Source organism: Peribacillus sp. B2I2, assembly GCF_041261685.1.
Lineage (GTDB): Bacteria > Bacillota > Bacilli > Bacillales > DSM-1321 > Peribacillus.
Genome location: NZ_JBGCCB010000001.1, coordinates 1,531,761 through 1,555,171 on the forward strand (window position 1 = coordinate 1,531,761; position 23,411 = coordinate 1,555,171).

Here is a 23,411-nt window from a genome sequence, read left to right on the forward strand (position 1 = left end):
TTGTGAACGATTTGGGGTATGTTGGGTATGCTTGAGGTTTCAAGCTGCCCTGTAGCCTCTTTTAGGCGATGTACGGTCATTGATTTTCTCCTTAAGGTAAAACAAAAACCACCATCTCCAGAATGGTGGTTTTTGTTTTACCTTATTATCTTATTTGCTTGAACAATCAGACATTAACGGGCGGGTATCGTTGGTGTTATATCATGTTCATCCTGTCCTTTGACTGTGTGGGCAGAGTTCCCTTTTTGCTTGGCTAGGGCATTTTTTTTACTTCTTGATGTCAGTAGCATCAAATAACTCAGTACACCAAAAAAGCAGGCAATGAATAAAGCGTGTGCCAATGCGATATACAAGTTCTGCCTAGAGAAAATTATAAAGGCTCCAGCGATAACCTGTAAAAAAACGAGAATGAATGCAGCAATCCAACCGCCATATAACACTTTTTGATTCTTGTAATATTTTTTTGCAATATAAGCAACGTATGATACCCAAATGAAAATAGCGCCAGCCATTGCACGGTGCCCCATCTGCACCCATTCATAAAGGTTGGAGGGAAGCGCAAGGCTATCATTTACACATAAAGGCCAATCCTTACAGATTAGACTGGATTCTGTATGCCTTACAAGAGCACCCGTATATACGACTACCAGACAAAAAATCAATACGCCAATAATATGGAATTTCATTCGTTTGTCAACTATGAGTTTCTCGGCTTCGAACTTCTTGTCGACTTCAAAAATCAATAGTGTCAGTAAAAAGACGGAAGCAAAGGAAATGAGTGATATCCCAAAATGAAGGGCCAGGACGAAATCGGATTGTGACCAAAGAACGGCAGCGGCTCCAATCAACCCCTGTAGTAACAGAAAACCAAAAGAAAGGACGGATAAGAAACGTGCTTCACGGATATGGCCGATTTTTCGCCAAGACATATACGATAAAATTAAAACCAAGAATCCTCCAGCACCTGAAACGAGTCGATGGGAAAGCTCAATGACCAATTCAAACGTGATTTTGTCCGGAATCAATTGGCCGTTGCATAATGGCCAGGACCTTCCGCATCCCATGCCGGAATCCGTCTTCGTGACTAAAGCTCCACCCAGTAAGATGAAAAGCATTACAATCGTAGTTAAAACAGCAAACCATTTAAGAGACGATTTCACTAGTAGTCCCACCTTTTTCTCTGTAGCAAATTAGGGTTGTTCCATAAAATTAATAATAGCATAGGATTTTTCATAAATATTTGTCGAACTTCCTCGATATTACACAAAATAGAATGATTTTACAAGTTCAGTTAATATTATAGCTATTAATTAAAATGCCTGAAATAGTTGAAAGTTACAAGAGACTTTGATAGAAATAAAGGGAGTGTAAACCTTCAAGTAGGAGCAAAATAGAGATAGAGCCTGGGGGATGATGATAAAAGCTTACTATTCATGTTCTTGATGGACATCCATCTTACAACTGCAGTGAAATTTTTGAGACACAAATTGGTCAAAAATATCCGAAAAATTTTCACAAAAGCTTCCAAAAATGTGTTTTAATATATTGAAGAAATGATTTTACTAAATTTTACTGTTATTAAGCATGATATTAAGAATGATAGCTCTTTATGGATTCCATTGGCCACGGTCATTGGTAAATAATTTACTTTTTGTTTACGCTTCCTTGGTTACAAATATCAAAAAGTATGAAATAATGTTCTATAGCATTTGTAAGTATTTTTTCTGCATTTGCGTCTGTGCTGAATGATTTAAAGGAGGAAAACAAATGTCAGAAACAAGGGGTTTGTCAGAAGCTGTCATGAAGGACAGTAAAGCCGCCCTTCAATCAGATATACCGGAAACAACAGCTTGGAAGGATTTTCTCGCACTTATAAAAGTGGGGATTGTCAATTCAAATATAATTACAGCTTTTACCGGCGTATGGTTAGCCCTTCATTTTTCGGGGCTTAGCTTCTTAAGTAATCTTGATGTAGTGTTTTATACACTTGCAGGTTCGGCGCTCATCATGGCGGGATCTTGCAGTTTCAATAATTATTATGATCGTGACATCGATCATTTAATGGAAAGAACGAAAAATCGTCCAACGGTAACTGGGAAAGTACAGCCTTCAAAGGTATTGGCGTTAAGTTTTGGCTTAATTGCTGCAGGGCTGATTTTACTTGCGTTGACTAATATGACAACGGCCATACTTGGTGCATTTGGCGTCTTCGCCTATGTTGTTTTATATACCATGGTTTTTAAACGGAGATTTGTCTCGAATACGATTATAGGCAGTATATCCGGAGCGGTACCTCCACTTATCGGGTGGGCTGCCGTCGACCCGGGCCTAGATAAGATTGCTTGGGTCCTGTTCGCGATCATGTTCTTATGGCAGCCTCCTCATTTTTATGCACTTGCAATGAGGCGTGTCGAAGAATATCGTGCAGCGGGTGTACCCATGCTTCCGGTTGTAAAAGGGTTCAAGGCTGCAAAAAGATCGATTATGTTATGGATCGTCTGTTTAATGTTCGTTCCTTTCTTTTTAACTCCATTAGGAACTCCGCTGGTTATTCTTGCTGCATTATTGAGCACAGGTTGGCTTATTTTAGGAATAAATGGGTATAAAAAGAAAGATGATGTTAAATGGGCAACATCCATGTTTGTATATTCTTTAAATTATATGACCATTTTATTTGTAGCGATGGTTATTGTCACACTCATCTAGTTTTGGTTAATATAAGCTGGCGGCCTGTTCGTTTTACAGGCTCCAGCTTACAAATAAATAATGCACTGACCGCCATTCATACATATTAACGGAAAACTCCTCAACAGGGTCATTCATAAGAGCGGTTACATGAATCATCTTAATAATTCCTTAGATTAGGGATTCTTTCTTTTTAGAAATTGACATAGAGAGAATATTCGCAATTGCGCCCATTTTTATTTTTGTGAGAAAATTTTGACGAAAGAGGGGTTTCTGAAGCTATGAAAAAAAGGCTGCACAAATGGCGCCTAATTGCTCTGCTGGGTATTGTAGGACTTGTCCTTTCGGGCTGCGGCGAACCATTTCTATCCGCGCTGAAGCCAGCTGGCGATGTTGCGCAATCTCAGTATGACTTACTGATATTGAGTACACTGATCATGGTACTGGTTATTATTGTTGTGATTATTTTGTTCGTTGTAGTTTTACTACGCTTCCGTCGGAAGAAAGGCGACGAAACAATACCGAAACAAATTGAAGGAAGTCATAAACTCGAAATTATCTGGACTGTTATTCCTATCCTTCTTTTAATTGTTCTGGCTGTTCCAACCGTCGTCACGACTTTCGACTTAGCTGACACAAAGGCAATGGATAAGAAAGATAAGGATGGAAAAACGAAGGATGCACTTGTCGTGAATGTTAGGGCGAACCTTTATTGGTGGGAGTTTGAATATCCGGACCTTGGCGTTGTCACAAGTCAGGATTTGGTTGTGCCGACCGATCAAAAAGTGTATTTCAATCTAACTGCTTCAGATGTTAAGCATTCATTCTGGATACCGTCTGCCGGTGGAAAGATGGATACAAATACAGAAGGGGTCAATCAGTTTTTCTTAGAATTCGACAGTGAAAAGGCGGAAGATTCGAACAACTTATTCTACGGGAAATGTGCTGAACTTTGCGGTCCTTCCCATGCCTTGATGGATTTTAAGGTCGTAACGAAGTCTAAAAGCGACTTTGAAGCTTGGACTAAAGATATGAAAGCGGCGAAAGAACCTGTCGTGGAAGGTGATCTAGCCAAACAGGGTGAAGATGTCTTTAATCAAAGTTGTATAGGTTGTCATGCGGTGACACCAAATGACAGCAGGCCTGAGGCTGCTCGTCAGGCACCGAATCTGGCTACATTCGGTGAACGTCAAAAAATAGCTGGCGTTTTGGAACATACGGAAGAAAATGTGAAAAATTGGATCAAGGATCCTGAGAAGTATAAACCGGGTAACACGATGACCGGTACTTACGGAGAACTTTCAGATTCAGATATTAATGCACTGGCAGCTTATCTTTTAGAGCTTAAGGTGGAAGAAAAATAGAACATTGATTAAGGAGGTTAAATCGTGAGTACGTACGCTAATAAAAAAGGATTTGGCGCTACGATTTGGGATTATCTGACGACGGTAGACCATAAGAAAATCGCCATTTTATATCTTATCTCTGGCGGGTTATTCTTTGTAATCGGCGGTTTGGAAGCGATGTTTATCCGTATCCAGCTTGCAATCCCAAATAATGACTTCGTAAGTGCCGGATTTTATAATGAAATTTTGACCATGCACGGTACGACAATGATATTTCTGGCCGCCATGCCATTAGTATTTGCTGTAATGAATGCTGTTGTACCCTTACAGATAGGGGCTCGTGATGTTGCGTTCCCATTTTTGAACTCGCTAGGTTTTTGGTTATTTTTCTTTGGAGGAATCTTTTTGAATCTTTCATGGTTTTTAGGGGGGGCTCCCGATGCAGGCTGGACATCATATGCATCACTTTCCCTTCACTCCGAAGGCCATGGCATTGATTTTTACGTCCTCGGACTACAGATATCAGGTTTGGGAACATTAATTGCAGGGATCAATTTCCTTGTAACGATTATTAATATGCGTACGCCTGGAATGACTTATATGCGTATGCCGCTGTTTACATGGTCAACTTTCGTTGTTTCCGCATTGATATTATTCGCTTTTCCTCCGCTTACCGTGGGATTGGTGTTAATGATGTTCGATCGGATGTTTGGCTCGAATTTCTTTGATGTAGCAGCTGGGGGGAATACGATTATTTGGGAGCATTTATTCTGGATATTCGGTCACCCGGAAGTTTATATCCTGATTCTTCCTGCATTCGGTATTTTTTCGGAAATTTTCGCTACATTTTCCAGAAAAAGATTATTTGGTTATTCATCGATGGTATTTGCAACCGTTTTAATCGGGTTCTTGGGTTTCATGGTTTGGGCCCATCATATGTTTACCACTGGCCTGGGTCCAATCGCAAATGCAATCTTTGCTGTGGCTACCATGGCAATCGCAGTACCAACAGGTATTAAGATATTCAACTGGATTTTTACGATGTGGGGAGGAAGCGTCAAGTTCACGGTTCCGATGCTTTATGCAGTTGCCTTTATACCTACATTTACCATGGGGGGCGTAACAGGTATCATGCTCGCATCAGCACCTGCTGATTATCAATACCATGATAGTTATTTCGTTGTTGCCCATTTCCACTATGTAATTGTCGGTGGGGTTGTATTAGGTTTACTGGCTGGAATCAATTTCTATTGGCCGAAGATGTTTGGAACTATGTTAAGTGAAAAATTGGGACAAATCACATTTTGGACGTTCCTTATTGGTTTCCATTTAACATTTTTCATTCAACATTTCTTAGGGTTAATGGGGATGCCTCGTCGCGTATTTACATTCTTGGACGATCAAGGACTCAATACAGGTAATATGATTAGTACAGTTGGAGCCTTCTTAATGGCATTTGGGGTCTTGGTTATGGTCATCAATATAATCATTACATCCGTGAAAAATGAAAAAGTCGGCAATGATCCATGGGGAGATGGACGTACGCTGGAATGGGCCATTCCATCACCACCGCCGTTTTATAATTTCAAACAACTTCCGCTTGTCCGTGGATTAGATCCTTACTGGGTTGAAAAAATGGAAGGGAAAACGGAAATGACTCCTGCAGAACCACTAGGGGATATCCATATGCCAAATTCATCTATACTTCCTTTAACGATTGCTCTCGGTTTATTTGTAGCCGCATTCGGTGCTTTATATAATATGGATGATAAGACATGGACCCTGCCTATAATAATTGTTGGACTTTTGATAACGTTTGGTTCAATGTTTATCCGTTCCGTCAAAGACGATCATGGATTCCATATTCATAAAGAAGACCTTATGGACGATAAAGACAAGGGAGGTAAGGCATAATGCAATCAGATGAAAGATTCACGGATGCCACTTGGCCTGCTTCTCCCGAGAAAGCGACTTTAGAAGGTAAAAATAAGTATTTGGGATTCTGGTTGTTTCTTGGTGGAGAGACGGTATTATTCGCCTCACTATTTGCAACATACCTTGCATTGAAGGATAAGGTTCCAAATGGTGATGCAGCCCTGGCAAAAGATTTATTCGAATTACCACTTACTTTTGTAGCAACCATGCTGTTATTGACCAGTTCATTGACTAGTGTGTATGCAATGTATCATATGAAAAATAACCACTTTAAACAAATGCAGGCTTGGCTTGTGATTACGGTGGCACTTGGTTTTGCTTTTCTAGGTCTCGAGATTTATGAATTTAATCACTATGTTCATGAATTCCACCATACATTTACGAGTAGTGCCTTCGGCTCCGCATTTTATACCTTAGTTGGTTTTCACGGAGGGCACGTTGCTTTCGGTTTGGTTTGGATCATATCTCTTATGGTTCGTAATGCAAGAAGGGGCTTGAATTTATATAACGCTCCTAAATTTTATGTCGCGAGTCTTTATTGGCATTTCATTGACGTAGTCTGGGTGTTTATCTTTACAGTCGTATACTTAATGGGAATGGTGGGATAACTGATGGCGAATGAACAATCAAATTCAGCGAACCCGAATGTCGATTTAAAATATCGCCGCAAGAAGAATGCTGAAGAGATGAAACATCAAGTGATAACATTTACGCTTATGATTTTCTTTACATTGCTTGCTTTTGCTGCAGTAGGAATTGAAGGGTTTTCACATTGGTTCATTAAACCAGTCATTTTGCTACTGGCTGTTATACAAGTAATTTTCCAATTGTATTATTTTATGCATATGAAGCACAAAGGGCATGGTACCATTGCATTGTTTTTATTTTCTGGCCTTGCAGTCGGCTTAATAACTGTCCTTGTTTTCACAACGATCGTTTGGTTATAAACCATAAAGAAAATCGGCTATTGAATGATAGCCGGTTTTCTTTATGTGCTAGAAAAAGAATCCAGGTTTATCTATATTTGTTACCATGTTTCATTTTAGGTATAATGAAAGTAAAAAGTTCATGAACGAGGTGATTTTTTGTCTATTGATATTTTCGGATTTCGCGCCTTATGGAGTCCTTATTATTTTGCCGCCCTCGTACTTATAACCCTTGGCTATTTTTGGCTGGTGACAAAAAAAAGGGAGAAGTTTTCGGGCAGTTCATCGCTTTCCGTTAAACAGATAACTTATTTTTTAATAGCCATGATCCTTCTTTATGTGGTAAAAGGATCGCCGCTGGATTTACTGAGCCATATCATGTTCAGTGCCCACATGTTTCAAATGGCATTGCTCTATCTTGTGATTCCGCCTTTATTCATCATTGCGATTCCAGATTGGCTTTTGAGAACGTTCATTAATTCAAAGGGAGTGAAGGCGTTATTTCAATTTTTCACGAGACCTCTTGTCGCCCTTTTACTATTTAATGTTCTTTTCTCGTTGTACCATATTCCGTTAGTGTTCGACTTTATCAAAACGGGGATGTGGATTCATGCCGGATACACGGTCCTTTTGTTTGCGACTGCAGTATTGATGTGGTTCCCACTTGTAAATCGACTGCCTGAACGTGAAAGTCTATCAGGTGTAAAAAAAGTAGCTTATATTTTCGGCAGTGGCATTTTAATGACTCCAGCTTGTGCTTTAATCATTTTTGCTAATGATCCGATGTATGATACGTTTACCAATGCGGAATCTTGGGCAAGTGCCATGGAACTTTGCGTTCCGGCTTCAGCACTGTCGAGTTTAACTCTCAGTGGTCCAGAAATGTTCAATGGGCTGCCATTGCTGGAAGATCAACAGCTTGGTGGGGTTTTGATGAAGGTGATTCAAGAAATCGTATTAGGCTATGTATTAGGTGTCATTTTCTTTGCTTGGTTCAAAAAGGAGAATGGCGGGCAAAATGATATCGACCCGATACCTTCGGATTTTCAGACTGTAGAATAGTTGTACGAAAAGACTTGTCTAGGGGCGGACAAGTCTTTTATATGTCATAGCCTGATAGCTGCCAGGTTCATGGTTAACGGATTTCCGACCAAATAGCTAGTGATTTGACTTGGCTATTCCATAAAAGTGAGCATTCTGTTAATAAAACTTGATTTTATTGAATTTTATGAGTGCCTCTTATAAAATGGTAGTTGATTAATAAATATAGAGAGGACTACAATACATATGTCTTTACCAATCCTTCCAACAATAAGTACTGCCTTCATTGTATTAAGTGCCATCACTGTTGCAATAGGCTGGTATCAAATTAAACAACGCAAAATCGAGACCCATAAAAAAACCATGATGGTAGCTGCGGTTTTTGCGGTAATCTTTTTCACTATATATCTTTCTCGGACGGTCTTCATTGGGAGTACGTCATTTGGCGGACCCGATGACATTAAAATTTATTATACGATTTTTTTGATCTTCCATATAACACTTGCCACAACTGGTGCGGTTTTGGGGATCATCATGCTTACCACTGGGTTTAAAGGCAAATTCGCCATTCATAAAAAAATCGGCCCTGTGACAAGCATCATTTGGTTTTTCACTGGGATAACTGGAGTAGCCGTTTACATCCTGCTTTATGTCATTTATCATGGCGGCGAGACAACATCTTTAATAAAGGCGATCCTAGGATTTTAAAATAATGAAAAAGCCTGATGCAAAAAAAAGCATCAGGCTTTTGTAATGGATAAAAAAAAGAGAGCATCAGTTATGATCCTCTCTCTTTTACCGAACTTTTTACTAACGGCTTTTATAGACCGTTGAATTCTGAAAGCTCTTCTTTGATCTGAGCGAGGATTTTTTCACATTGTTTAACAAGTGATGCAGGGAAGTCCTCCCCTTCGCCATATTCAACTCCGTGTGGATAATAGTGTTTTCCTAATAGGGGAACCATTAGTTTGATGACGGCCCTGTGAGCGCCTACATCGCCTTCTGTAGCATAGCCTAGTATTCGCAGGTAAAACGTGCCTTCTTTTACTTCGAACTTACGATCATAACTGACTCTTTCGTAATCCCATTGTTCTGCACGTATTAAACCATATTGCGGCATTAGGTCATCTAATCGGTTTAAGTCGGCTGTGATGTTTTCAATTCCAAAGCTTTCAAATTTCACGAGTACTACCTCCTATGTTTACTATTGAGAATTAAAATGACATACCGGGAAAATATTATGTACATGAATATATTAAAAATCTCCAAGTATGTTTATAATATACCATTTTATCCTATATTTTATAATAGTACGAAATGGTGGAAGTTGCAATGAACTCAACTAGGGTATTTTGATCATTCATAAAAGTTCCGCTTTTAAATAAATTTAATGAAGGGGCAGTCTATCGTAAATTAGAAAATTATGATTGAACAGTGATATAATCAGGAAAGAAAGGTTTTTTGCATTGGATACATAAATAAGATAGAGAGAGGGAGTGTTCCTCTGCGAAGTTTTGGTAAGGTGTTGGTGTTAATCATTATTTTTTTCGTAATCGGTATTTATCTTAATATCGGCGATGAAGATGAAGGAAACCCTCTTATTGATGGTAACAAAGGTGTTAACCCCAATGGACATATAAATGAAAAAAGTACTTCTTCCGAAAAAGAAGGGGTTACTAAAGTGACTGAAGGTTTGGCAGTAACAATTGGGAAAAATGCAAAAGAGATAGAAAAGGAATACGGTAAGCCAGATCGAATTGATATGTCCGCATATGGATATGATTGGTGGGTTTATAAAAAGGACTATAACGATTATTTCCAATTAGCCGTTGAAAATGAAAAAGTGGTATCTGCTTATGGAATCGGTGATGATGTCAATGTCGCCCCTTTTAAAATAGGACAATCGATTGATGCCATCTATTCAAGCTTATATGTAGAACCTACTGTTGATATTGAGGTTGGCGACAGTTCCTATCGTTTTGAATTGTCGGAGGAAGATATGAACATGAGGCCATTGATTGAACTAGGGAACATACATGTTCAGCTTTATTTGGATAAATTCACAGGGACTGTTTCAAGCATCCGATTTTTGAATGATTCCGCGCTTTTAAAGCAAAAGCCATATGAGTTGACCTATAATGGTAAACTTGTGACCGTTAAGGACCTTTCTAAAGAAGAATTGGAGAAAGTGGAAGATGGCAATGAGCAGCAAATTTTTGATATTACGAATATAATGCGCAGCAGGTTTGATTTGAAGCCTTTAGAATGGGATGGTCCGACTGCGGAGGTTGCTTACCTTCATAGCCGGGAAATGAGGGACACTCCTGAAGGAACCCATGTTTCTGAAACAAAAGGGGACTTGGAAAAACGTCTCGATGCTGGTCATGTTAAATACAGGGCAGCAGGTGAAAATATTGCGGCTCATTATGTGGACGCAGCTGCAGTCATGGAAGGCTGGTTGAATAGTAAAGGGCATCGGGATGCGATGCTGAACGAGGAATTTACAGGTCTGGGTGTTGGGGTTTATAAAAAGTATTACACTCAGAATTTCATAAAAAAATAAAAAGACGGATCCGATTTGGGTCCGTTTTTTTGTTCTGGATTATTTTTTTATAATAAAAAAGTTCCCTGTCGATATAGGGCAAAGTTCCCCATCATCACGGTGGACCTTCCCCTCGATGATGATCGTTTGCCAATGTATTAATTTGCAAGTTAATCGACCGCCATGGTAAATCCAATTGCATTTGAAAAGGAATGGTATGCACTTTTTATTTACCTTTAGCATATGGTGCAATAGGCGATGTCTAAGTGTGAGGTGAGAGTAATGGCAAAAAGAAAGCGGCCCTCCGTGGATGGATTTCGGGAGTTTGTCAAGAAACATCCTTATTTAGTGAATGAAGTGAGAAACAAGCAAGCAACATGGCAGGAACTTTTTGAAGAATGGTATTTACTCGGTGAAGATCATCCACGCTGGCAGGCTGACGGCGGGGTTGATGAGTCCAAAGTAAATGCAGAATCCACATCACGGCCGGTAGAAAAGGGCGACCAAAGTACAGAGTTAATCGGTTCGTTAATGAGTGCAGTTAAAAATATGGATATGGGGCAGATACAACAATATATTACAAATGCCAATCAGGCCATCGGTGCAATCCAAGGAGTGCTATCTGTTTTCCAAGGGAATAAATCAGGTGATACCAGTCCTCCCCCAAAAGAAAAAGAGCAGAGAGCTAACCCTTTTTTATTCACCAAAGATTAAGGAGGGTTTTTCATGCGTCAGAATATATATGAATTCATTCAAACAAACGAAGATATGCGAAATTACTTGAGGGTTAACCCTGCATGGTACAAAAGGTTAATGCGTAATCCCCATGAAGTGGATGTATTTGAAACCGAAGCGAAATTTTATTTTGAGAAGTCGATTCCACATCGGGTTTCTAAATTTTCGGAAAGCGTTCAAGTGGCTTCCATGATGCTTCATATGTTTCAAGCAATGAATGCTCCAAGTGAATGAAGAAAATAAGAGTAAATTACTCCTTTTGGCGAACAATAAAGGCAAAAGGGGGACGATGGCATGAGAAAGTTGATTTTGGTTTTAACAGTGTTGATGGCAGCGTCGGGGTGTGGAAAGAAAATACCGGAACCTGAAAATTCAGAAGTAGCCATACAAGATGTAACTGCCCATAAAGCTGCCACCACTGTATCGAGCATCCGAAATTCAGATGAGGACTTTCGGGTAAAAACTTTTGTGAAAGGCAACTCTGTTTATGTAGAGTGCTACTTGAAAAACTATGGTTTTTCTGAAGCGAATTCTGAACAATTGGCAACTGTGTCCGTATTTATTGATAATCAGAAGAAAGTTGATAAGAGGACGGCGGCATTTATCTTAAAGGATGTCCCGAATGGCATTCATAAAATTAAGCTGGAGATTTTGAATGGTTCAGGTGAAAAAACAGGGCTGCAAAAAGAGTTTGAGGTACATATCACTTCCTCGATTTAATCAAACCATTAGCTTCTGAAAGGGAGAAATGGTAAAATGGTTGTGGAGGTGAGCTTGTTAATGCTTGCTACTATGGAAATCATCGACATTTTACAACAGGCTGATGGATTGGCAGAAATGATCCTTCATTCTGAAATAGGGGAAGACTATCTCCTTAGTTTATATAAATTACAGAGCGACAAAGAAGCTCAGAGGAAAATTTCCAAGTTTACTTCATTAAAGGATCTATTTGAAGATGTTCAAAGGTTCGGTAAATATCATCCGGATTATAAACGCATCAATTTGGAAACCAGGGAAGCTAAACGAGACCTGGATATGCATCCAACGGTTGCGGAGTTTAAGCGGGCGGAGACTGAATTACAATCGGTTCTTGATGAAATAAGCGGAAGAATAGGCCGTGCTGTTTCTGAACAGGTCAAAACCCCAGCGGGAAATCCATTTTTTGTATCATCTGGGGGATGTTCAACGGGAAGTTGCGGAACCGGCGGAAGTTGTGGATGCTCTGCTTAATGATATAGCCGGATCATAACAATTTATTGTTTGGCCGGCATTTCAATAAGCCATCGAAATTCGATATAACTTCGGAGTTCGGTGGCTGTGTCATGTATGGAACCGTCGTCCTGGATAGTGGGGGATAATGAATCAATGCAAGTATTAAATATCCTTCCTGAACCTCATTCATTTTTGCGTACTTCTGGATAAGTTCCAAATGCGATTAACTGCGATATAGGATACAATCCGGACAAAGGTTGCCGCAGCAAAACATCTTTTGCTGCGGCACATAAAAACGATGACGGAATACATATAAATGATCTTCCTGCCGTACAAAAATGGTTTCACAATGAAGCTGCTTGCCACGCATTGAAAGGCTAGCGGCTTTTTTTATTATGAAGGAAAGCTTACTATTATCATTTTGTGCCGGATGAAAATGGATATATATAAATGGTATACCTGTGAATTTTTTTATCGATGCTTGGGTAATTTCATCATTATCCAATAGATGAACTATAAATTGATCCCAAATTTGGTTTAAATCCATCGTTGTTTCTGCTCCCTTCACAGTATGTATATTCATAATAGTAAGAGAATTTCGTTTATAATCTTTTTTCTTGGTTGAAAGTAAAGATTCTGCTATGCTACACTTAGTTAAAACCTTTATAAAAGGGAGTTATTGATATGCTTGGAGCGAGACAGGGAATCATCGTCTATTTACATACATTAAAACAAGCCAAAATGCTTAGGAAGTTTGGAAATATCCATTATGTTTCAAAAAAGTTGAAATATGTAGTCCTTTATACGAATATGGATGAAGTGGAACCACTGGTGGAAAAACTGAATAATTATTCGTTCGTAAAAAAAGTGGACCTTTCTTACAAGCCTTTTTTGAAGGTGGAATTCGAAAACTCCAAGCCGGATAAAGCGAAAGAATATGATTATAAAATGGGAATTTGAAAAAAGCTGACTCATGCGGAGTCAGCCTTTTTCAATTCAGGCATCAAATCTTTTAGCCTAATGGGGGCAGATATCTATTCATTCGCAAAATGCCGATTAAGTGTTGGTAGTACAACTCGATTTCTGCAAAAAGCGCCGAAGATTTCACATCGATTTCAATAATGGGTTTATCCAGTTCCTCCGCCAAGCTCTCAAAAAGCTCATAGCGTTTGTTTTTGGTGGCATGAGGGTTAGGTATGCCTTCACGGCAAATATAAAGCGGCTGGAATTTCCCTGGATCTGTAGGCTGCATGACAATGACCAATGACGTTACCTTTTTATCATTTATTGTAGTATGCAGGGACAAAAGCCTTGCAACCCGATGCTTCTGATTGCGTCCTACTTCCAGTAACTCATATATATCGGAATACCCTTGTCCAAGTTCAATAAAACGTTGAATCACTTAAACCTCTCCTAACTAACTTATTATTCATTACTTTATCATTATCACTCATAAAAGAGAAGGACAACTTCAATGACGAATCATGATAAAGAAACTTTGATATCATAAAAAAAAGCCCTGCAAAAATTTGCAGGGTCCTTCTATGTCTAACTAAGGACCAGAAGGCAAAGGGAGAGGAGAAACCGGAGGAAGAACTTATGGGGAAACGTAAGCCTTCTCCGCGGTTGGCAACAACACCTAAAAAGGAATGTTGTTATTCACATTATTGCCAAAAACCACTTTATTATTCAAAATGTAAAAGATTTATAAAAAGAATGGATATATCCATCCCGATACGAAGTGATAAGTTGATTTCCTTTTAGGAAATGCAGGAAATGGCTTTTATTATTGGCTAGCTTTTTCTAATATGTTAGGATAGGAAAGTAACAGAAATTTGTCATAAAATGTGGTGAGAATGATGAGGGTCGTTTCCGGAACTTGTAAAGGAAGACCACTTAAGGCTGTACCGGGTACAGGAACCCGGCCGACTACTGATAAAGTCAAGGAATCCATTTTCAATATGATTGGTCCCTATTTCGAAGGAGGGCTGGTCCTTGACTTGTTCGCCGGGAGCGGTGGACTGGGAATTGAAGCGTTAAGCAGAGGCATGGATAAAGCCATATTTGTAGACCGGGATTTTAAAGCAAATCAAACGGTTAAGGCCAATTTGGAACTATGTAAGTTTTCAGAGCGTGCAGAAGTTTATAAAAATGATTCAGAGCGTGCATTGAAAGCTTTGGTGAAAAGGGAAATGATTTTTGAATTAATTTTTCTTGATCCACCTTATAAGAAACAAAAGCTAGTTGAGATTCTTGAAGAAATACATAAATACCGATTGCTGAGCGATATGGGATACATTGTTTGTGAGCATGGTCATGATGTTACATTGCCAGAAAGAGTTGGTGACTTTACCGTTAAGAGAAAAGAGGTTTATGGTGTCATTGCCGTTACGATTTATCAATGGGGAAACGTACACGAACAGGGGGAACTATGAATGTCCAAAATAGCGATTTGTCCAGGGAGTTTTGATCCAATAACATTTGGTCATCTTGATATCATTCAAAGGGGAGCTAATGTTTTTGATGAGGTATATGTGGTCATCGTGAACAATTCAGCCAAAAATTCACTGTTTACAGTGGAGGAGCGACTGGAATTGATTACTGAAGCGACTGCCCATATGCCAAATGTTAAAGTGGATTTCTATCAAGGATTGACGGTCGACTATGCTGAAAGCGTTTCCGCAAATGCCATTATCAGGGGATTGAGGGCGACCTCAGACTTTGAATATGAAATGCAGGGAACTTCAATGAACCGATTCCTTAACAGTAACATAGAGTCATTCTTTATCATGACGAAAAATCAATATTCTTTCTTGAGTTCAAGTATCGTAAAAGAGGTTGCGAAGTATGGCGGGGATATCTCTGAACTAGTGCCACCCGTTGTCCAGAAAGCTCTGGCCAAAAAGTACGAGGAACAGAAAGAATAGAAAAAAGAGCATTGCCAATGCGCAATGCTCTTTTTTTCGGTTTAAGAAAGGTCTTTGAATAGCCTTTTTGTATATATGATGATGTATAGGATCAAAAAGGCGAGGGTCAGAATTGGTCCGAAATCAAGCATATTTTGATAAAGGGAACTTGCATGTTCTCCTGATCCACTGACCGGGAAGGAGGGTATCGGGCTGCCACTGAACCTATTGCCTTTATAGAATGGTTCCCAAAGCAGGACTGTAATTGTGGATGCCAGAAGGCCATGTGCTATCCTAGCCAGAAAAAAGGGAGCAAAACGAATGTCTGTTGTGGCTATGATACTGGCAACTTGCGCCTGAATGCTGAACCCGTTGAAAGCTAAGATGAAACTTGTCATAACAGTTTGCTGAAAGAGACTCGCATTTTCGACCGTACTGGTTAATTTTGAACCAAGAGTCATTTCAAACATGCCTGATATGAACGGTAGGCTTAAGGAATCCGGGAAATTAAAAATATGTAAAATCCCACTTACCCACGATGCGAGCAATCCGGTAATGTTCATATGAAATAAAAGCTTATTGACCACCGAAAAGAGAATGATGAACCCTCCGATCATCAATAAAGTTTGAATAGATGAGAGTACCGCATCTCCAAGCAAACTGCCAAAGGGTCTTGTTTCTTTTATTCTGGTTCGATGCATCTGGCCAAAGGCTTGTCTAATGGAGGGGAGCTTGGTCATTACTTTTGTATGGGATTGTTCTTCTTTCCAACGGTAAAAACGCATGATAATGCCTACACAAAAATTTCCTAGGTAGTGGGAAAGTGCAAGGATGATCCCTAAATGAGGATTGTGGAAAAACCCAACGGCAACTGCAACGAACAGGAACAATGGATTGGAAGAATTGGTTGAAACAAACGAGTCTTTCAGCTTCAATGCGTGTTAATTGTCCTTCCTGACGAAGCCTTACAGTGTATTTCGCCCCAGCCGGAAACCCTGATGCAAGTCCCATCGCCCAAACAAACCCGCCCACTCCCGGTACACGGAATAAGGGACGCATAAATGGTTCGAGCATGACGCCGATGAACCTGACAACCCCAAAACTGATTAATAACTCCGAGAAAATCAAGAAAGGTAGTAGCGAAGGGAAAACAATTTTCCACCACATATTCAGCCCGCCTTTGGAAGCTTCAAATGATTCTTGGGGGAAGATGATCAAGCCAACTGCCATCATCGTGACGGAGGTAGCTAGCAGTACTGTTTTAGATTTTGATTTTAGCAAAATTCAGCCTCCTCTTGAAGGTTACTAAATAAGGGCAGTTCGTTTCGTATATAATAAAATATGAACATCCTTTTCGCGAAAAAGTAAGGTCATGAATAATGTGGATTGTACCGACATGTATAAATGAGGATAATCCGCACAATGGAAAATTCAATGTAGCCTTTCATTTACATGGCTGCATAGTTTTTTTCTGCCATGCTTGTTTCACTGTCAATATAAATAATATGCTTCTATAAATCCGTTTAAGACCATAACTTTGAATGAGTGTTATTTCAATATTTTGAACTAGTAATAGGCGGGGGGGGGTATCTTTGTCGAAACCAAAGGTCGGGCTTGCACTTGGGTCGGGAGGAGCTAGGGGTTTTGCACATATTGGCGTGATAAAGGTATTACAGCAAGAAGGCATTCCAATAGATATGATTGCTGGAAGCAGCATGGGAGCCATGGTTGCTGCCTTTTATGGAGCGGGTTCAGATATCGAGAGGCTGTATAAGTTGTCCCGTGCATTTAAGCGAAAGTATTATTTGGACTTCACCATACCTAAAATGGGCTTCATTTCAGGTAAACGGACAAAGGATTTAATCAGGGTATTTACATATGGTAAGAAATTTGAAGAACTCGATATTCCTGTGGCAGTGGTCGCCACTGATATAAAAACGGGGGAAAAGGTCATTTTTCAGGAAGGTCCCATCGCTCCAGCTGTTAGGGCAAGCATTTCCATCCCTGGCATTTTCATTCCCGAAAAAATTGGAAATCGACTGCTTGTTGATGGAGGTGTTGTTGACAGGGTTCCTGTTTCAGTCGTGAAGGATATGGGAGCGGACATCATAATTGGAGTGGATGTAGCCCACGTGAAACAGGATATGGAGATAAACTCCATCTATGATGTAATCATGCAAAGCCTCGATATCCTGCAAATGGAGCTGGTTAAAAGCAGGGAGTTTGCTTCAGACGTGATGATACGCCCCAGGGTTGAGAAATACAGCTCGAAATCATTTACAAACGTACAGGAAATAATTAGTATTGGAGAAGAAGCTGCAAGAGGAAAGATAGATCAAATTAAGCAAAGCATTGTTACTTGGAAGGAGTCCTTTGAAGATGAGCCGTAAAATGTATGTACGCACTTTCCTGGTGGTGGCTATACTTCTCATAGCATCAGCCCTTTATTCCCTACCTTTTTATGTATCAAAACCAGGAATGGCTAAAGAATTAGAGCCGATCATAGAGGTTTCCGGAGGAGATGAAGCGAAAGGCAGCTTTATGTTAACCACTGTAAGGATGGGCCGGGCGAATATATATTCCTATATGCTGGCGAAGTGGAGCAAATATCAGGAGCTTTATCCAGAGACCTCCATTCGGAGTGAAGATGAAACAGATGAAGAATATAATGTCAGGCAGCTGCACTTAATGGATGGTTCTAAAAATAACGCCATTCAGATAGCATATGAAAAAGCAGGGAAAGAAGTCGATTACGAGTACCTGGGTGTATATGTTTTGGACGTGCTTAAAGGAATGCCGGCAGCTAAAGAACTGAAAGCGGGCGATCAAATCATTCAGGTCGATGATGTTAAATTCAATTCTGCACAGGAATTCATGGACTACATTAACGGAAAAAAAGCTGGAGATGAGGTTAAAATAGTGTATAAGCGGGAGGAAACGGAGAAAACGGCCTTTCTTTCATTGCAGCCTTTTAAAGATGACCCAAATAGGGTTGGAATAGGCATTTCGCTTGATGATAACCGAAAAGTGATCACAAAACCAGCTATAGCCATAGATTCAGAACAAATAGGCGGTCCGTCTGCTGGTTTAATGTTTTCTTTGGAAATTTATAATCAATTAACAAAGGGCGATCTTACAAATGGATATGATATAGCGGGGACAGGAACGATGTCGGATGATGGGACAGTCGGTCCAATCGGCGGGATTCAACAGAAAATAGTGGCAGCCGATAAATCTGGAGCCGAAATATTCTTTGCCCCAAATGAAAACGGGGCAGCAGGTTCGAATTATGAAGATGCACTCATTGCAGCAAAGGACATAGACACGGAGATGAAGATCGTGCCGGTTGACAACTTTGAGGATGCAATAGCCTATTTAACGAAACTAAAAGGAAAAGAAAAATGAAAAAAAGCGCAAGCAGTCATCTACTGTTTGCGCTTTTTTGATGATTAGATTTTTACTCTTAAGGATGCACGGGCCAGGCTTAAACCATTCTTCATTTGAAAATGATGGGGGATTCATATTCCCTTTTCATCAAGGCAGCCTGATGCGGTTCGGACAAGCCCAGTGCATACACCTGTGCCGCTCGCAAATCCGTATCGATGTCCTGCTTCTGATAGGACGAAAGTTTAGAGATGAGCGGGAGCGGTAAACCTTTTTTTACAGTGCGCAGATATTCTTGTCCCCGGCCATTCATGCCAAGAAGTCTGATATAGGCTGGTTGGTCATTGTGAATCACCTGTTCCTTTAATGTATGGGTCAATATATGGACACACATCCGCTGTAGTCGTGTCCATGTGTAGCGTTTTGTCTTCAGAGCGGCCATGAATTCAGAAAACCTCGAAGATTGTTTGGCCATTTCTTTTATTCGGTGTTCTATGCCTTCCTCAATTTCGTAAATCACTGCCAATTCGGTTAAAGTTGAAGACAGGATTCTGTATTTTAACATGGGCCAATACATTTCCCAGTCATGTAAGGCATGGTAGTGCAATAAATATTGCTCAAGACCACTCATTGTCGGTTGAGGAATATAACTGGATACAGGATCCAATTTCTGGTGTTCATGGATGGCTTTGCGTATCCCCGTTGCGCTGGCAATAGGGTCTTGGGACAACTTTGTTTCATGGTATCCGGCAGCAACCCTTTGAATCGTATAAGGGCGAATGGAGTAGCCGTTTGAAAGGGCAGCACTTACATATTCCTTTCCAAGAATATTATTTGGCTTCGTCAAATCCAATGCAGCATCACCATTGATGATCGATCGATAAGCCTGGGCAGCACTGGCCGGATAACTATTACCGGCATCCATAGCAGATTTAATGGCAGCATCGAATGCAGCGGAATTATCCGAAAGGATTCTGTGGGCGGTGATGAATGGTTCAATTCTGCCATCCTCGCTTCCGAAGCAAAAGGAGTCACAGCCAAGGGATTCCAAAAGAGAGATAGATCCTTTTGCAAATATCTCCGCCTTCTGTGTCGCGAAAGCATAGGGAAGTTCGATGACAAGATCTATGCCGCCATTCAAAGCCATTTCGGCACGTGTCCACTTGCTGACGATAGCAGGCTCGCCACGCTGTAAAAAGGGCCCGCTCATAACTGCCACCACAACATCTGCCCCTGTTTTTTCTCTACTTTCTCTTGCATGTAAAACATGTCCATTGTGAAAAGGGTTATATTCGACAACTAAACCGCAAGCTTTCATTCGTTCACCTCAGAGAAAAACTTTGTATTTTTTAAACTTAGTGCTAAAATAGTATTTCAAGTAAAATTACTATAAGTAATCGTCTTGATTTTTTGTTTGAAATGATTCTTAAACTTGGACAATCAGTTAGGATGACTACATTATAGTGTAAAGAAAAAATATTGACAAACTTATAATTGAAAGCTATAATTATTTTTGTTGCCTTGAGGTGATTTCATTTGAAATGGACGATTAGTCAACTTCAAAAAATTCGGGACAAAGATTTACGGTTTGATGAACTGGTGGATGTCTTAGACATTAGAGAAAGAGACCCGCAAATTCGCGATGTCTCTCCGATTAGAGTAGCAGGAAGAGCTGATATCAGCTCGACCGAGATTACTTTTCACTTGCATCTTTCAGGTGAATTAACATTACCTTGCTCCCGTACACTGGTAGACGTTAAATATCCGATTGATATTGATACAAAAGAAACCTTTCTTTTAAAGGCAGATGGCACTGATTTCTACGGAGATGATGTCACTGTTGTGGAAGGTGACGTTGTAGACCTAATACCGGTAATTAAAGAAAATTTATTGCTAGAAATTCCGATGCAGGTTTTTTGTGAGGATGTCGATTCGAACGAAGCTGCTCCTCAATCTGGGAAAGACTGGGCTGTTATTTCTCAAGAAGAAAATGAGCATAAGGTTGATCCGAGATTTGCAAAGCTTGCCGACTTTTTTGACAACAATAAAGAATCTTGATTGGAACGAAAAATCGTTAATCCGATTTTTCCAGCTTTTTTATATTTTTTAAGGAGGTGGGAATAATGGCTGTACCTTTTAGAAGAACGTCGAAAACTGTAAAAAGAAAACGTCGTACGCACTTCAAGCTTCAAGTACCTGGTATGGTAGAATGCCCGAGCTGTGGTGGAATGACTCTTTCACATCACGTTTGTAAAGAATGTGGAACATATAAAGGAAAAGAAGTTGTCGCAAAATAATTTCTTGACCTACTTGAGAGCTTTGCTTTCTTGATGCAACACGCTAATCAAAGCGCAGAGATTTTTCTCTGTGCTTTTTTTACAAATGTATTTGGCAGAATATTTGGAATTCATCGATGTTTGATGATAATTTTGGAGAAGGTGTTTACGTGAATCAGGTGATTAAGGTTGAAAAGGATAAACGCGGTTTCATGAAGGTCCTATTTAATAGACCGGAGAAAAGGAATGCCGTGAATTATCAATTTATGAACGAACTTGAGTCGATATTGTCAGAAGCGGCACACGATGACGAAATTAAGTTGCTGGTCCTTACAGGGGTGGGTTCCGAGGCTTTCTGTTCAGGTGGGGATCTAAGTGAATTCCAAGATTTGCATACAGAAGCAGAAGCCTTTACTATGTTATCGAAAATGGGTGAAATTCTTTATAAACTAGCAGTATTCCCAAAACCAACATTAGCGCTCATCAATGGAAGTGCTGTCGGCGGGGGATGCGAAATAGCGACAGCATGTGATTTTAGATTGGCAAAGAGCGGAGTCAAGCTCGGGTTTGTACAGGGAACTCTAGGAATCACGACAGGATGGGGCGGAGCTTCACTTTTACTTGAAAAAATACCAGAGCAAAAAGCGCTAAAGCTATTATTGGATGCAAAAATACATAAAGCTGAGGAAGCGAAGGAATTTGGTTTCGTAGATGAGATAGTCGGAGAAGGTATGGATGGATGGGAAAGTTTCGCAGAAGATTTTCTTCGCCATGAAACTGGGGTATTGATGGCTTATAAAAGATTGTTGGTCCATAAATGGCAAGGTAGTGGACTTAAAGGAAGAATGGATGCGGAAATCCGGGAATGTTCTAAACTGTGGGCGAGTGATGAGCACCATGCTGCAGTCGATCGTTTTTTAAAAAAGAAAAAATAAATATTACACGCTCTATATATCTTCTATCTTTCCTAGCATGTGCATATTATGAATTAAAACTTGCTGGGAGGTAGAGAGATGTCGATTGCGAGACAAGATGCATGGACTCACGATGAGGATCTTTTGTTGGCTGAAGTGGTGCTAAGGCATATACGAGAAGGCAGTACACAATTAAAGGCGTTTGAAGAAGTGGGGAAACAGTTATCGAGGACATCGGCTGCATGTGGATTCCGTTGGAATTCATTTGTAAGGAAGCAATATAAGTCAGGGATAGAGCTGGCGAAGAAACAAAGGAAAGAACAGGTAGTCATTGATCCTGATGTGGAAAGGGATTCCAGTGCAGTGGTGGAACATAACACTATTGAACAAAAGACGCCACGGCAGGAAGAAAATGAATCTATTACCCTCCAGGCAGTTATATTATATTTAACCAAAATGGATGAATTCTTTCAGCTTGATAATAAGGAAAAAGAACGGATTTCTGAGCGGTCCCTATTCCTTGAACGGGAAAATGTCCGATTAAAGGAAGAAAATGCCCTGCTTAAAGAAAACCTGAAAGCGGTAGAGGAAGATTATCGTGCCTTGATGCAGATAATGGAGCGTGCAAGAAAGCTAAGTGTACAAGAGGACGAAAAGACGAATCCTAAGGTGAGTTTTCAAATGGATAAAAATGGTAATTTGGAGAGAGTCAATAAATAAAAAATGCGGGTGGGAAAATCCGCCCGCATTTTCTTCATTTCCTTATTCTTGTGTATCCATTTCTTTATTTTCTTGTTCTGTAAATGGGCTCCAAATCAGCGGGTTTTCTCCAAGGTCCCTGTCCATATCATAGGAAACTGCAGAAAAGCCCATCTTTTTCCAAAAGTCCTGTGAATGAACTCGTGGGTTGGTTTTGATAGGCATGTTCAGGCTTTTGGCGAATTCGACTAAAGCTCTTCCATATCCTTTTTTCTGATAGTTAGGCAGGACTTCAAGTTTCCAAAGAACAAGGAAGTCCCTTGAATTGTCAAAATACTGGTCAAATTTAGCACTTCTTTTATACAGGCTCATCCGGGCTACAAGTTTGTCGCCATAAAAGATTCCGTAAAAAGGTGATTGGCTGTCATTTTCAATGATGTTACCCTCTAAATCATCTAGCATTGACAGTTCCTGTATCCCGTATTCTTTGAATTTTTTGAATTCCTCAAGCGTTTTAAAATTTACAAGTAATCGTTCCACCTTGTATTCCATAAAAAAGCTCCCCCTTAATTCTGATAAACCTCTTCCGATAATACCCATTGAAAGTCATCCCACTGATCTTTACCCTGTGGAATTCCAGCTTAGGCTAAATCTAGAATGTCATCGACCGATTTATCCTTGCTGACTAAATGCTTACAGCCTTTTATCCCCCGCCCTATTCCCTTCGATTTCTCGTCGGTTGAGATTGGAGGTATCTTTTGTTCCTATAAAGTCTAAAGATTGGCTAAGCTTTTCGTATCTAATATACCA

General features: G+C 40.0%; 27 protein-coding genes and 1 pseudogene. 21 read left to right on the forward strand and 7 right to left on the reverse strand.

The genetic code is table 11. The annotated features are described in order from the left end of the window. Positions 1–173: 173 nt before the first annotated feature. Complete coding sequence (locus ABIE66_RS07800; RefSeq protein ID WP_370014352.1) at positions 174–1,160, reverse strand: COX15/CtaA family protein; 987 nt, start codon at positions 1,158–1,160, stop codon at positions 174–176. A 607-nt stretch (positions 1,161–1,767) separates the two neighbouring features. Here ABIE66_RS07800 and cyoE point away from each other — a divergent pair. The 7 genes from cyoE to ABIE66_RS07835 all read left to right on the forward strand — a co-directional run bounded on the left by cyoE (position 1,768) and on the right by ABIE66_RS07835 (position 8,641). Beyond that, complete coding sequence (gene cyoE, locus ABIE66_RS07805; RefSeq protein WP_289324303.1) at positions 1,768–2,706, forward strand: heme o synthase; 939 nt, start codon at positions 1,768–1,770, stop codon at positions 2,704–2,706. A gap of 260 nt (positions 2,707–2,966) precedes the next feature. Next, positions 2,967–4,049: a cytochrome c oxidase subunit II gene (coxB, locus tag ABIE66_RS07810; RefSeq protein WP_289324304.1), complete on the forward strand. Its 1,083-nt coding sequence runs from the start codon at positions 2,967–2,969 to the stop codon at positions 4,047–4,049. Between the two features lie 24 nt (positions 4,050–4,073). After that, positions 4,074–5,945 carry a cytochrome c oxidase subunit I gene (gene ctaD / locus ABIE66_RS07815; protein WP_289324305.1) on the forward strand — a complete coding sequence of 624 codons (1,872 nt, stop codon included), beginning with the start codon at positions 4,074–4,076 and terminating at the stop codon, positions 5,943–5,945. After that, on the forward strand, positions 5,945–6,574 hold the full coding sequence (locus ABIE66_RS07820; RefSeq protein ID WP_289317258.1) for a cytochrome (ubi)quinol oxidase subunit III: 630 nt from the start codon (positions 5,945–5,947) through the stop codon (positions 6,572–6,574). The genes ctaD and ABIE66_RS07820 overlap by 1 nt, the downstream gene beginning before the upstream one ends. Positions 6,575–6,577: 3 nt before the next feature. Then, positions 6,578–6,913: a cytochrome c oxidase subunit IVB gene (gene ctaF, locus ABIE66_RS07825; RefSeq protein WP_289317257.1), complete on the forward strand. Its 336-nt coding sequence runs from the start codon at positions 6,578–6,580 to the stop codon at positions 6,911–6,913. A 138-nt stretch (positions 6,914–7,051) separates the two neighbouring features. Next, on the forward strand, positions 7,052–7,954 hold the full coding sequence (ctaG, locus tag ABIE66_RS07830) for a cytochrome c oxidase assembly factor CtaG (RefSeq protein WP_370014353.1): 903 nt from the start codon (positions 7,052–7,054) through the stop codon (positions 7,952–7,954). Between the two features lie 225 nt (positions 7,955–8,179). Continuing rightward, complete coding sequence (locus ABIE66_RS07835; protein ID WP_370014354.1) at positions 8,180–8,641, forward strand: DUF420 domain-containing protein; 462 nt, start codon at positions 8,180–8,182, stop codon at positions 8,639–8,641. Between the two features lie 112 nt (positions 8,642–8,753). On the opposite strand, the gene ABIE66_RS07840 is transcribed toward ABIE66_RS07835, so the two are convergent. Beyond that, positions 8,754–9,116, reverse strand: coding sequence for a YugN family protein (locus ABIE66_RS07840; RefSeq protein ID WP_289317254.1), 363 nt, complete (start codon positions 9,114–9,116; stop codon positions 8,754–8,756). A 345-nt stretch (positions 9,117–9,461) separates the two neighbouring features. Here ABIE66_RS07840 and ABIE66_RS07845 point away from each other — a divergent pair, with 345 nt between their 5' ends. From ABIE66_RS07845 to ABIE66_RS07865, 5 genes are all read left to right on the forward strand, one after another. After that, on the forward strand, positions 9,462–10,496 hold the full coding sequence (locus tag ABIE66_RS07845) for a CAP domain-containing protein (RefSeq protein WP_289317253.1): 1,035 nt from the start codon (positions 9,462–9,464) through the stop codon (positions 10,494–10,496). 261 nt (positions 10,497–10,757) lie between these two features. Continuing rightward, entirely contained in the window at positions 10,758–11,189 is a 432-nt protein-coding gene (locus tag ABIE66_RS07850; protein WP_289324307.1) for a YlbD family protein, read from the forward strand. Between the two features lie 12 nt (positions 11,190–11,201). Beyond that, the gene (locus tag ABIE66_RS07855; RefSeq protein ID WP_370014355.1) at positions 11,202–11,444 is read left to right on the forward strand and encodes a YlbE-like family protein; all 243 of its coding nucleotides are present in this window, start codon (positions 11,202–11,204) and stop codon (positions 11,442–11,444) included. Between the two features lie 60 nt (positions 11,445–11,504). Continuing rightward, on the forward strand, positions 11,505–11,930 hold the full coding sequence (locus ABIE66_RS07860; protein ID WP_370014356.1) for a hypothetical protein: 426 nt from the start codon (positions 11,505–11,507) through the stop codon (positions 11,928–11,930). Between the two features lie 60 nt (positions 11,931–11,990). After that, positions 11,991–12,440 (forward strand): YlbF/YmcA family competence regulator, encoded by a 450-nt coding sequence (locus ABIE66_RS07865; RefSeq protein WP_370016999.1) that lies wholly within the window; start codon positions 11,991–11,993, stop codon positions 12,438–12,440. Positions 12,441–12,645: 205 nt separating this feature from the next. Here ABIE66_RS07865 and ABIE66_RS07870 read toward each other — a convergent pair whose 3' ends face one another. Then, a complete protein-coding gene (locus ABIE66_RS07870) occupies positions 12,646–13,005 on the reverse strand; it encodes a hypothetical protein (RefSeq protein WP_370014357.1) in 360 nt (119 codons plus the stop codon). A 101-nt stretch (positions 13,006–13,106) separates the two neighbouring features. Here ABIE66_RS07870 and ABIE66_RS07875 point away from each other — a divergent pair, with 101 nt between their 5' ends. Further along, positions 13,107–13,382, forward strand: a complete 276-nt coding sequence (locus ABIE66_RS07875; RefSeq protein WP_048684554.1) for a YlbG family protein — start codon at positions 13,107–13,109, stop codon at positions 13,380–13,382. Positions 13,383–13,434: 52 nt separating this feature from the next. Here ABIE66_RS07875 and ABIE66_RS07880 read toward each other — a convergent pair whose 3' ends face one another. Then, positions 13,435–13,824 carry a DUF7147 family protein gene (locus ABIE66_RS07880; RefSeq protein WP_370014358.1) on the reverse strand — a complete coding sequence of 130 codons (390 nt, stop codon included), beginning with the start codon at positions 13,822–13,824 and terminating at the stop codon, positions 13,435–13,437. A 457-nt stretch (positions 13,825–14,281) separates the two neighbouring features. Between ABIE66_RS07880 and rsmD the strand changes: the two genes are divergently transcribed. Together rsmD and coaD are read left to right on the forward strand one after the other, a co-directional pair. Beyond that, on the forward strand, positions 14,282–14,857 hold the full coding sequence (gene rsmD / locus ABIE66_RS07885; protein WP_289317247.1) for a 16S rRNA (guanine(966)-N(2))-methyltransferase RsmD: 576 nt from the start codon (positions 14,282–14,284) through the stop codon (positions 14,855–14,857). After that, positions 14,858–15,349 (forward strand): pantetheine-phosphate adenylyltransferase, encoded by a 492-nt coding sequence (gene coaD, locus ABIE66_RS07890; protein ID WP_289324312.1) that lies wholly within the window; start codon positions 14,858–14,860, stop codon positions 15,347–15,349. Positions 15,350–15,390: 41 nt separating this feature from the next. On the opposite strand, the pseudogene ylbJ reads toward coaD, so the two are convergent. Further along, a pseudogene (gene ylbJ, locus ABIE66_RS07895) lies at positions 15,391–16,609 on the reverse strand (sporulation integral membrane protein YlbJ). Positions 16,610–16,920: 311 nt separating this feature from the next. On the opposite strand from ylbJ, the gene ABIE66_RS07900 reads away from it, so the two are divergent. Beyond that, a complete protein-coding gene (locus tag ABIE66_RS07900) occupies positions 16,921–17,718 on the forward strand; it encodes a patatin-like phospholipase family protein (RefSeq protein ID WP_137018809.1) in 798 nt (265 codons plus the stop codon). Continuing rightward, positions 17,708–18,733 (forward strand): SepM family pheromone-processing serine protease, encoded by a 1,026-nt coding sequence (locus ABIE66_RS07905; protein WP_289324314.1) that lies wholly within the window; start codon positions 17,708–17,710, stop codon positions 18,731–18,733. Before ABIE66_RS07900 ends, ABIE66_RS07905 begins: the two co-directional genes overlap by 11 nt. 91 nt (positions 18,734–18,824) lie before the next feature. Here the strand turns inward: ABIE66_RS07905 and ABIE66_RS07910 are convergent, their stop codons facing one another. Beyond that, positions 18,825–20,030: a nucleotidyltransferase gene (locus tag ABIE66_RS07910; protein WP_370014359.1), complete on the reverse strand. Its 1,206-nt coding sequence runs from the start codon at positions 20,028–20,030 to the stop codon at positions 18,825–18,827. A 218-nt stretch (positions 20,031–20,248) separates the two neighbouring features. Here ABIE66_RS07910 and ABIE66_RS07915 point away from each other — a divergent pair, with 218 nt between their 5' ends. From ABIE66_RS07915 to ABIE66_RS07930, 4 genes are all read left to right on the forward strand, one after another. After that, positions 20,249–20,770: a YceD family protein gene (locus ABIE66_RS07915; protein ID WP_289324316.1), complete on the forward strand. Its 522-nt coding sequence runs from the start codon at positions 20,249–20,251 to the stop codon at positions 20,768–20,770. Between the two features lie 65 nt (positions 20,771–20,835). After that, a complete protein-coding gene (gene rpmF / locus ABIE66_RS07920; RefSeq protein ID WP_034313929.1) occupies positions 20,836–21,009 on the forward strand; it encodes a 50S ribosomal protein L32 in 174 nt (57 codons plus the stop codon). A gap of 116 nt (positions 21,010–21,125) precedes the next feature. Continuing rightward, the gene (locus ABIE66_RS07925; protein ID WP_370014360.1) at positions 21,126–21,923 is read left to right on the forward strand and encodes an enoyl-CoA hydratase/isomerase family protein; all 798 of its coding nucleotides are present in this window, start codon (positions 21,126–21,128) and stop codon (positions 21,921–21,923) included. A gap of 78 nt (positions 21,924–22,001) precedes the next feature. Beyond that, a complete protein-coding gene (locus ABIE66_RS07930; protein WP_370014361.1) occupies positions 22,002–22,622 on the forward strand; it encodes an RsfA family transcriptional regulator in 621 nt (206 codons plus the stop codon). A 42-nt stretch (positions 22,623–22,664) separates the two neighbouring features. On the opposite strand, the gene ABIE66_RS07935 is transcribed toward ABIE66_RS07930, so the two are convergent. Continuing rightward, the gene (locus ABIE66_RS07935; RefSeq protein WP_370014362.1) at positions 22,665–23,153 is read right to left on the reverse strand and encodes an N-acetyltransferase; all 489 of its coding nucleotides are present in this window, start codon (positions 23,151–23,153) and stop codon (positions 22,665–22,667) included. Between the last annotated feature and the right edge of the window lie 258 nt (positions 23,154–23,411).